The 10,086-nt window shown below is 63.1% G+C and carries 9 protein-coding genes and 1 pseudogene; 7 read left to right on the forward strand and 3 right to left on the reverse strand.

Going from position 1 to position 10,086, the window contains the following annotated elements; genetic code table 11:
• Window positions 1-286 (reverse strand): annotated as a pseudogene (locus ACXAHG_RS23055) (bifunctional ADP-dependent NAD(P)H-hydrate dehydratase/NAD(P)H-hydrate epimerase); the annotation flags it as partial.
• A gap of 169 nt (window positions 287-455) precedes the next feature.
• On the opposite strand from ACXAHG_RS23055, the gene ACXAHG_RS23060 reads away from it, so the two are divergent.
• The 5 genes from ACXAHG_RS23060 (at window position 456) to ACXAHG_RS23080 (ending at window position 5,807) form a co-directional block, all read left to right on the forward strand.
• Window positions 456-794 (forward strand): P-II family nitrogen regulator, encoded by a 339-nt coding sequence (locus ACXAHG_RS23060; RefSeq protein WP_008554830.1) that lies wholly within the window; start codon window positions 456-458, stop codon window positions 792-794.
• A gap of 45 nt (window positions 795-839) precedes the next feature.
• Complete coding sequence (gene glnA, locus ACXAHG_RS23065; protein WP_475042885.1) at window positions 840-2,246, forward strand: type I glutamate--ammonia ligase; 1,407 nt, start codon at window positions 840-842, stop codon at window positions 2,244-2,246.
• Window positions 2,247-2,515: 269 nt separating this feature from the next.
• Complete coding sequence (locus ACXAHG_RS23070) at window positions 2,516-3,763, forward strand: Hsp70 family protein (RefSeq protein WP_475061104.1); 1,248 nt, start codon at window positions 2,516-2,518, stop codon at window positions 3,761-3,763.
• 93 nt (window positions 3,764-3,856) lie between these two features.
• Entirely contained in the window at window positions 3,857-4,651 is a 795-nt protein-coding gene (locus tag ACXAHG_RS23075; RefSeq protein WP_475042881.1) for a lytic murein transglycosylase, read from the forward strand.
• A 340-nt stretch (window positions 4,652-4,991) separates the two neighbouring features.
• Complete coding sequence (locus ACXAHG_RS23080; RefSeq protein ID WP_475061106.1) at window positions 4,992-5,807, forward strand: hypothetical protein; 816 nt, start codon at window positions 4,992-4,994, stop codon at window positions 5,805-5,807.
• Window positions 5,808-5,813: 6 nt separating this feature from the next.
• Here ACXAHG_RS23080 and ACXAHG_RS23085 read toward each other — a convergent pair whose 3' ends face one another.
• Window positions 5,814-6,551: a heme-dependent oxidative N-demethylase family protein gene (locus ACXAHG_RS23085; protein WP_475061109.1), complete on the reverse strand. Its 738-nt coding sequence runs from the start codon at window positions 6,549-6,551 to the stop codon at window positions 5,814-5,816.
• A gap of 149 nt (window positions 6,552-6,700) precedes the next feature.
• On the opposite strand from ACXAHG_RS23085, the gene dddP reads away from it, so the two are divergent.
• A complete protein-coding gene (gene dddP, locus ACXAHG_RS23090) occupies window positions 6,701-8,044 on the forward strand; it encodes a dimethylsulfonioproprionate lyase DddP (protein ID WP_475042876.1) in 1,344 nt (447 codons plus the stop codon).
• A 68-nt stretch (window positions 8,045-8,112) separates the two neighbouring features.
• On the opposite strand, the gene ACXAHG_RS23095 is transcribed toward dddP, so the two are convergent.
• Entirely contained in the window at window positions 8,113-8,661 is a 549-nt protein-coding gene (locus tag ACXAHG_RS23095; RefSeq protein ID WP_475061112.1) for an NUDIX hydrolase, read from the reverse strand.
• 95 nt (window positions 8,662-8,756) lie between these two features.
• Between ACXAHG_RS23095 and ACXAHG_RS23100 the strand changes: the two genes are divergently transcribed.
• Window positions 8,757-9,992: a bifunctional alpha/beta hydrolase/OsmC family protein gene (locus ACXAHG_RS23100; RefSeq protein WP_475042873.1), complete on the forward strand. Its 1,236-nt coding sequence runs from the start codon at window positions 8,757-8,759 to the stop codon at window positions 9,990-9,992.
• Window positions 9,993-10,086 lie beyond the last annotated feature (94 nt).

Raw genomic sequence — 10,086 nt, forward strand, 5'->3', positions numbered from 1 at the left:
CAAGAGCCCGCACAACAAAAAGTCTTTCCCCTTTGTTTTTTCCTGACCAAGGGGGGACCGTGGTCGGGGGTGTTTTTTCTTTTTCCCCCAGGTCCTCGGGGGGGCGTGGGGTCCCTCCCCCTCGCTCGGCCTCAACAGGCTCCGCCAGCTCAGGCCACTCCTCAAAGATGGCCTCAACCACCCCCTGCCCGGCCCGCTCCATCAGCTCCAGCCCGGTCACTTCTCCGGATGCGATGGCGGCCTGTTCAATGGCCCGCATTTGGGCTGCGGTCAGCAGTTCGGTCATATCTTGCCTTTCCCCGATTCAATTCTGCGCAATTTCCGGGCGCAGTGCTTAATTTTTAGGCAGACCCGATCAAATCCTGCCCGCAATTGCCGCAGCCGCAGCCTCCTGCATTGCTGCGTTCATTTAGAAGTGAAATGACACCTCCAACAAGCTTGCGAGGAGCCAAGGCATGAAAAAGATCGAAGCCATCATCAAGCCTTTTAAACTGGATGAGGTGAAGGAAGCGTTGCAGGACGTTGGCGTCCAGGGTCTTTCTGTCATCGAGGTCAAGGGCTTTGGCCGCCAGAAGGGCCACACCGAGCTTTACCGCGGCGCTGAATATGTGGTCGACTTTCTGCCCAAGGTGAAGGTCGAGGTTGTGCTGGACGACGATCAGGTCGACCAGGCGATCGAGGCCATTGTAGATGCCGCCAAGACCGACAAGATCGGCGACGGCAAGATCTTTGTCTCGCCCGTCGAGCAAGCCATCCGCATCCGTACCGGCGAAACCGGCCCGGACGCGCTGTAAACACATACGAAATCTCCAGATACCTATATCAGAAGGACCAAGGGAATGAGCGTAGACGCAGTTCTCAAGACTCTCCGTGAGGAAGACGTCGCATATGTCGACATCCGTTTCACCGATGTGCGCGGCAAGCTGCAGCACGTCACCGTGGACGTGGACCTGGTTGACGAAGACTTCCTGGAAGAAGGCTTCATGTTCGACGGCTCCTCGATCGCCGGCTGGAAGTCGATCGAAAACTCCGACATGAAACTGATGGCGGACACCACCTCTGCCTATATTGACCCGTTCTACGCGGAAAAAACCCTGTGCCTGCACTGCTCCATCGTTGAGCCCGACACCGGCGAAGCCTATGAGCGCGACCCGCGCGGCACCGCGCAGAAAGCGGAAGCCTACCTGAAGTCCTCCGGCATCGGCGATGTGGCCTACATGGGCCCGGAAGCGGAATTCTTCCTGTTCGACGACGTGCGTTACTCCAACACCATCAACAAGGTGTCCTATGAGGTTGACGCAACCGACGGCTCCTGGAACACCGATGCGGAATTCGAAATGGGCAACATGGGCCACCGCCCTGGCCTGAAGGGCGGCTACTTCCCGGTCAACCCGACCGACGAAGCGCAGGACCTGCGTTCCGAGATGCTGTCGACCATGAAGCGCCTGGGCATGAAGGTCGACAAGCACCACCACGAGGTTGCCTCCTGCCAGCACGAGCTGGGCCTGATCTTCGACAGCCTGACCAAACAGGCCGACGAGCTGCAGAAGTACAAATATGTGATCCACAACGTGGCGCACGCCTACGGCAAATCGGCCACCTTCATGCCGAAGCCGATCTACGGCGACAACGGCTCCGGCATGCACGTCAACATGTCGATCTGGAAAGACGGCAAGCCGCTGTTTGCCGGCGACAAATACGCCGACCTGTCGGACGAGGCGATCTACTTCATCGGCGGCATCCTGAAGCACGCCAAGACCCTGAACGCCTTCACCAACCCGTCCACCAACTCCTACAAGCGCCTGATCCCGGGCTTTGAGGCCCCGGTTCTGCGCGCCTACTCCGCCCGCAACCGCTCTGGCTGCGTGCGCATCCCGTGGACCGAAAGCCCGAAAGCCAAGCGCGTCGAGGCCCGCTTCCCCGATCCGGCGGCAAACCCCTACCTGTGCTTTGCCGCGCTGCTGATGGCCGGCCTGGACGGCATCAAGAACAAGATCGATCCGGGCGAAGCCATGGACAAGAACCTGTACGATCTGCCGGCCGAAGAGCTGGAAGGCATCCCGACCGTCTGCGGCTCACTGCGCGAAGCTGTTGACGCCCTGGCCGCCGACCACGACTTCCTGCTGCAGGGCGACGTGTTCACCAAAGACCAGATCGACGGCTACATCGAGCTGAAGATGGAAGAGGTCCACAAGTACGAGCACACCCCGCACCCGGTGGAATTCGGCATGTACTACAGCTGCTAAGCTAGCAGACCAGATACGGAAAGGGCGTCCCTCGGGGCGCCCTTTTCATTTGCCGCGGCTGGAGTGTGCCGCGGCCCGCGGATGCGAGGCTCTGCCTCGCGCTCCGGGATATTTGCAGCAAGAGGAAAAGCAGGCTTCTTTCTGGTTCGAAATACTCCGGGGGAGGCCCGCAGGGCCGGGGGCAGCGCCCCTCCGCCCCGGCCCCCCTTGTGAAGGTGCAGATGTTGCTGTAGTGCGGCCCGCTTCCGCCGCTGCAAGGAGACGCCCCCGTGACCGCCCCCAACACCCTTGGCATTGACTTTGGAACTTCAAACTCTGCCGCGGGCATCGCGGTGGCGGGCCGCCCATGGCTGATGGAGATGGAGCCGGGAGAGCGAACCCTGCCCACCGCGGTGTTCTTTGAAGTGGGCAGCCGCACCATGCGGATCGGCCGCAGCGCCACGCGGGCGCTGATCAATGGCGGCGAGGGACGGTTTATGCGGGCGCTGAAGAGCCTGCTGGGCACGCCGCTGTTGCAGGAAGAACGGCGCTTGGGCGGTGAGCGGCTGAGCTTTGCCACCCTGATCGCGCGGTTCCTGGCAGAGATGAAGCGCCGCGCAGAGGCTGCAACGCATATGGAATTCACCCATGCCCTGTCGGGGCGGCCGGTGCGGTTCCATTCCAAGGATGACGACCGCAACATGCAGGCGGAAAAGGACCTGCGCGCCTGTTACCTGGAGGCGGGGTTTCAGGATGTGATGTTCATGTATGAGCCCGAGGCCGCCCTACGCGCCGCAGCGACAGCGCCGGGCCTGGGGCTGATCGTCGACATCGGCGGCGGCACCTCCGATTTCACTGCGTTTGAGCAACGGGAAGACGGGGGAACCCGCATCCTGGCCTCGCATGGCGTCCGGCTGGGCGGCACCGATTTTGACCGGCAATTGAGCATCCAGCATGTGATGCCACTGCTGGGCCGCGGCAGCCAGATCCGCAATACCTTTGGCGGCAGCACCCTGCCGGCGCCGAACCGGCTGTTCAACGACCTCGCCACCTGGCAGATGATCCCGTTCCTTTATGCGCCGGAAAGCCGCCGGGCAGCGCAGGAGCTGGCCGCCAACGCGGTGGAGCCAGAGAAACTGGCGCGGCTGGTGGCGGTGCTGGAGGATGAGCTGGGCCATGAGCTGGGTTTTGCCGTCGAGCATGGCAAGATCCGCGCCAATAGCGGCGAGGGCAAGGCGCTCATTGACCTCAAACTTCTGGAGCGCGGTTTGTCAGTGCCGCTGGACGCTGCAGGCATGACCCAAACGCTGGCAGAACAGACCGCCGCCATCGGCACCTGTGCATCGGAAACCCTGGCGCAGGCTCGGATTGCGCCGGATATGGTCGAGCGGATCGTTCTGGTCGGCGGCTCTTCGCTGCTGGCGGCGGTGCAGGCGGAAATGCGCAGCTTGTGTCCAAATGCCCGGCTGGAAACGGGAAATGCGATGACCGCAGTTGCAGATGGCCTGGCGCTGGCCGCCGGGACGGCTTTTACCTGAGCAAATGGGAAGCAACCCCGGCTTTTCCCGTTAGACAAGTGCCGCGGGCGCGTTAGGCTGCAAGCCATGAGTCACATTTCGAGAGTTTGCTTCATGCGCCGGCTGATTGCCCCTGCCCTGATTTCCGCCTTGCTTGCCACCCCTGCCCTGGCCGCCCCTTGCGGCAATACATCCGCCGGCTTTGATGCCTGGAAGCAGGACTTCCAGCATGAAGCCAAGCGCGCGGGCGTGCGCAAGGCGGGGCTGCAGGCGCTGGCCAATGCGCAATATGCCCGCCGCACCATTTCTGCTGACCGCAACCAGAAGAGCTTCAAATACTCGCTGGAGAAGTTCATGCAGATCCGCGGTTCTGCCACAATCGTGGCACAGGGCCGCAAGCGCAAAGCGCGCAACCCGGATTTCTATTCAGCGCTTGAGCGCAAATACGGCGTGCCCGCGGGGGTGCTGATTGCGATCCACGGGATGGAAACCGCCTTTGGCAGCTATATGGGGGACAGCCAGGTGGTTTCGGCCATTGTCACGCTTACCTATGATTGCCGCCGGTCCGACTTCTTCCGGCCCCACGCGCTGGGGGCGCTGAAGCTGGTGGACCAGGGCGCGATTACGCCCGCGACGCAGGGCGCCAAGCATGGCGAACTGGGCCATACACAGTTCCTGCCCGGCAATGCGCTGGAATACGGCGTCGACTGGGACGGCAACGGACGGGTGGATTTCTACAACATGGGCGACGCGCTGGCCTCCACCGCCAACTACCTGCGCCGGAAAGGCTGGAAACCGGGCAAGGGATACCAGCAGGGCGAGCCCAACTATCGGGTTCTGAAAGAATGGAACGCCGCCACCGTCTATCAGCAGTCGCTTGCCATCATGGGCCGCCAGATTGACGGCTGAGGGGGCATTCGCGCTGGCATAGCGCCCACCCTACTGGCAGGCGCTATGCCAGCGGGACCAAGCCCGAAAAACAGTTCCTGCGATTCCCGGGCCACTGTAGGCCTTAGGGCATCAATGTGTCCGGCAGCTGCCACAGTTGGGCCTCAATCCGGCCCCGAGATACCGCAAGATTCACGCGAAACTCTTTTTTTACAGACACTTGTCGATTGCCGCATTTGAACGGCTTCCGCGGCAGCCGCTTCCCGGCAATCGTCCTTCCCTGCCCCACTTTCAACTATTTCAAATTTTATTGTTTCTCTATCGGCACCCTGAATGGAGGATCCGGACGGTGGCAGAGAACATGCAGTATACAGGCAGGCTGGGTCTGGAAAGCCGCGATGGCGGGACGCTTTCTGCTGCAGTGGCCGCAGTGGTGGATACGCTTGAGGATTTCGGCCATCCCGCCGAAACAATCGAGGCCCGCGCAGAAAACACCGCCAAGCTGCAATGCGACCATTACCTGATCGCCATTCGGCTGCGCCGGGTGCCGCTGCGGCGCGCCAGCAAACTTGCGGGCAATGTCATGCAGCCTTCGGCGCTGCTGGAAGTGTCGCTGTCGCCGCTTTACGCGGGCTATTGTGACCGGGAAATCTCCGAGCTGCTCCTGGCCGAGATGCTGCGCCGTCTGCTGCCGTCGGTTGAGGCGACTTCGGTCGAATGGCTGGAGACGGACGTGGCGCTGACTTGCGAGCAGTTTCTCAGCGCCTTTGATCCCCAGCACGCCGCGCAGGCCCAGACCGCAGCTGCGCCGGCGGCAGCCGTTACCGATGCACAGGGCGAAACCGGCACAGACAGGCCGCGCGGGCGTGAACGTTTCACCCCGGTCGAAGAAACCGCACTGGAACTGGAAGCCCATTTCGATCGCGCCCTGGAAGACGCCAGGATCTGCCGCAACGCCGGTCCGGCGGCGCGCCGGCAGCCCCTGCGCAAACCAGTGGCAGCAGCGTTTTCAATCAGCGGGCTGGGCCATCAGATGCGCGCGTCCGCGCTGGCAGCTATAAGCATGGCCGGCACCCGGCGCCTGCGCTTTATCAGCCACCTGCTGCTGCTGACGGCGCTGATCCTCTACCTGGAAAGCGCTGGCATGGTGCAGGCTGCGCGGCCGCTGGTGCCCTGACCAAGGCTAGCCTGCCGCGGCGGTGCCCCACTGCTGCAGCACATCCGCACGGGCCAGCACATAGGTGTGGATCGCAAATACCACTGCCCTGGACTTTGGCAGCCGCAGAAGCATCTGTTTTTCGCTGCGCAAGTACTCCCCGCGGCTGCCATGGGAGGTGTCGCGCCGCGCGAACTGGCTGCGCGGCTGAAACAATGCCGGATCCTGATACCAAAGCGTATTGAACCGCCACAGCGGCCGGCCCGCCTGCACCCCGTCGAACAAGCGCTGCACCCGCGCCGCAATCCCGGCATCATAACTTTCCACTGGAACATGGATCCCGGTCAGGGGCCGCATGAATTTTTCGGACAGCATCCAGCTGGCCGGAAAGCACAGCACCGCGCCGGTCAGCACATGTTCCGCTGCTCCTTCCGGCTTTTGCAGGATACAGAAATCCTGCTGGGCGATCCCGCCTAGGCTGCCCAGCGGATCCTGCCAGTCAACCGCCGCCCCCGCAGCAGCGGCCGCCGGAGGTGATCCGTCCAGGACCAGCTGCAGCAGTTCCTGCGCCGCTTCCATCGCGCTTGGGTCCATTTGCAGGACATCCTGGCGCCGGTCAGCCAGCAGGCGCCTCCGCTCCGCCAGCTGCGCCGCAAAGGCCTCGTCCGGCTGCAGCCAGTCCTGCCGCGCAAGCGGCTGAATACCGGGCAGTTTCCGGGGCTGAAGCGGGTTATAAGGGATGGTTCTCTGCAGAATCGCCGTCATCCCCCAGCGATAGCATCCCCTGTGCCGCGGCACAGCTGCGACGTTGCATCATGCGTCAGAAACGACCTCAGACACGGTCGTTTTTTGCAGCGCTTTGGAGGCCAGGGAACGGCAGATTGGACAGGACTGTGCAGCGAGGACTTCCCAGCATGAACGAGCATTACCGCGATATCCGCAAGATCGACCCCACCCGCGGCGCCAAACTGGGCGACAACACCCCGAACGACAACAACCGTGTCGAGATCGGCCCGACCCAGCTGGCCTTTTCCGAATGGGCCGAAGCAGGTCTGCAGCTGCCCGACCTGCAGGCCATGCGCAGCTTCCGCTGGGAGCGGCTGACGCGCTTCATCAATGACCGCGGCTATGGCGGCCTCCTGGTGTTTGATCCGCTGAACATCCGCTATGCGACTGATTCCACCAACATGCAGCTGTGGAACACCCACAACCCGTTCCGGGCGCTCTTGATCTGCGCCGACGGCTATATGGTGCTGTGGGACTACAAGCAGTCGCCGTTCCTCAGTGAGTTCAACCCGCTGGTGCGCGAGCAGCGCGCAGGCGCCGACCTGTTCTACTTCGACCGCGGCGACAAGATCGACGTGGCCGCCGACAAGTTCTCCAACGAAGTGCGCATCCTCATGGAGGAACACAGCGGCAGCAACAGGCGGCTGGCGGTGGACAAGGTGATGCTGCACGGGCTGCGGGCGCTTGAGGCGCAGGGGCTTGAAATCTTCCCCGGCGAGGAGCTGACCGAGAAATGCCGCGCAGTGAAAGGCCCGGACGAGATCCTGGCAATGCGCTGCGCCAGCCACGCCTGCGAAACCGCGGTGGCGGAGATGGAAAAGTTCGCCCGCGAGCAGGTGCCCGGCGGCAATATCTCCGAGGATGACGTCTGGGCGGTTCTTCACGCGGAAAACATCCGCCGCGGCGGCGAATGGATCGAGACCCGGCTGCTGGCCTCCGGCCCGCGCACCAACCCCTGGTTCCAGGAATGCGGCCCCCGCATCATCCAGAACAACGAGATGATCAGCTTTGACACCGATCTGGTCGGCTCCTACGGGATCTGCATCGACATCTCGCGCAGCTGGTGGATCGGCGATGAAAAGCCGCGCCCCGACATGATCTATGCCATGCAGCACGGGCTGGAGCACATCCGCCACAACATGGAAATGCTGAAGCCGGGCGTGAACATCCAGGAGCTGTCCAAAGGCTGCCATCCGCTGGACGCGCAGTTCCAGAAGCAGAAATACGGCTGCATGATGCACGGTGTGGGCCTCTGCGATGAATGGCCGCTGGTTGCCTACCCGGATGCAATGGTAGAAGGCGCTTTCGACTATGAGCTGGAGCCGGGCATGGTGCTGTGTGTCGAGGCCCTGGTTTCGCCTGAGGGCGGCGACTTCTCGATCAAGCTGGAAGACCAGGTGCTGATCACCGAGGACGGCTATGAGAACCTGACCAAATACCCGTTCGACAAGGAACTGCTGGGCGAAGCGTAACGCCCGGCTGCCGGTCCCTCCCGCCAGGAGGGACCGGCATATCCTGCGGCGCCGGCAGGCGCCTCCGCTTAGCAACAGGTATCAAGGAACGGCTGCAGCTTCTCTGGCAGAACCAGCACGCCGGACGAGTCCGTGACCTCTGCAAGCCGGTCCAGCGGCACCCAGGCCAGCGCGTGGGATTCATCACTGGCCGCGATCTCCCCGGCTTCTGCCTGAAACAGGTAGCGCACGTCGTAGTGCAGATGGGCGCAGTCCTTAGTGTTTGCCGGGATTTCATGAATATCCACGTCGAACACGCGGTCTGACAGCCGTCTGATCCGGCTGAGCCCGCTTTCCTCATACGCCTCTTTCAGCGCCGCAAAGGGCACATCGGCAATCCCATCGCAATGGCCGCCAAGCTGGAACCACCGGTCCAGCTTCCTGTGATGGGTCAGCAGCACGCTGTTCATGTCAGGCGACAGGACAAAGGCGGATCCGGTCACATGGCCGGTTTCCGGATTTCGGCTGAAAGCCTGCGGCTCGCTTTCGCAAAACCTCCGCAAACGCTGCCACATATCCCGGTCCCGCGCAGTTCGCGGGCTGTAACATCCGATGCCTTCCAGGCCGCTGCTGCTCATCTGCCTTCACCTTCCCGTGACGTGCCGGGCTGTTGCCTTGTTCATGACCCATTGAGCGCTCAATCTAGTCGGAACACCAGACAAAGGCTACGCCAATGCCCGCTGAACGCGTTTCTTTCCCCGGCCACGCCGGAAACACCCTTGCTGCCCGCCTTGACCTGCCCGAAGGGCCGGTCCTGGCAACCGCGCTCTTTGCGCATTGCTTTACCTGTTCCAAAGATATCCCGGCAGCGCGGCGCATTGCCGGGCGGCTGGCGGCAATGGGGATCGCCGTCTTGCGGTTTGATTTCACCGGGCTCGGCCATTCGGAGGGCGAGTTTGCCAACACCACCTTCAGTTCCAATGTTGCAGACCTGATCATGGCGGCGCAGTACCTCGCCTCCCGCAACATGGCGCCGTCGCTGCTGATCGGCCATTCGCTGGGCGGTGCGGCAGTGCTGCGGGCACGGGCGGGCATCCCCTCGGTCAAGGGCGTGGTGACCCTGGGGGCGCCGTTTGATCCGGGCCATGTCTCACATCATTTCGATGCGGCCCTGCCCGAGATCGAGGCCAAGGGCCGCGCCGAGGTCTGCCTGGGCGGGCGGCCCTTTGTGATCGGCAAAGAGTTTGTCGACGATATCCACGCCGAGGCGCTGGCGCCGGCAATTGCAGAGCTCAAGGCCGCGCTGCTGGTGCTGCACGCGCCGCGCGACACCACCGTGAGCATTGACAACGCCGCCTCCATTTTCACTGCTGCCAAACACCCCAAGAGCTTTGTCACCCTGGATGATGCGGATCATCTGATTTCCAACGCTGCTGATGCAGAATATGCGGCGGAGGTCATCGCGGCCTGGGCGGGACGCTATGTCAAAATGGCCCCGCCCGCACCGCCGCCCGGCGCGCCGGAGGGTATTTTGCGGGTAACGGAAGCGGACCCGGAGGGCTTCCTGCAGGATGTGCAGTCCGGCCCCTACCACCACGCCTTTGCTGATGAGCCGCTGGCCTATGGCGGCACCAACCGCGGCATGTCGCCTTATGGCTTCGTCGCCGCAGGGCTGGGCGCCTGCACCTCGATGACCCTGCGAATGTATGCCCGCCGCAAGGGCTGGCCGCTGGAGGGGATCAGCGTCGACGTAAGCCACGACAAGGTGCACGCCCAGGACGCCCAGCCGACCGGCCCCGCTAAGATCGACCAGTTCACCCGCACCATTCATCTCTGCGGACCCTTGAGTGGCGAGCAGCGCGCCAAGCTGATGGAGATCGCCGACCGCTGCCCGGTGCATCGCACCCTTGAAAGCGGCGCCAAAGTGGTCACGCATCTGGATGCCTGCATCCAGCCTGCCCGGGTCTGACCCCCCAGGAACCGGCGGACCTCCCGCGCCCGGAGGGTGCAGGAAACCTTCACCAGCAGCGGCCTGGGGCCCGGCGCCGCGCATGGCGCGGCGC

Source organism: Leisingera sp. ABD4_442, from assembly GCF_056160905.1.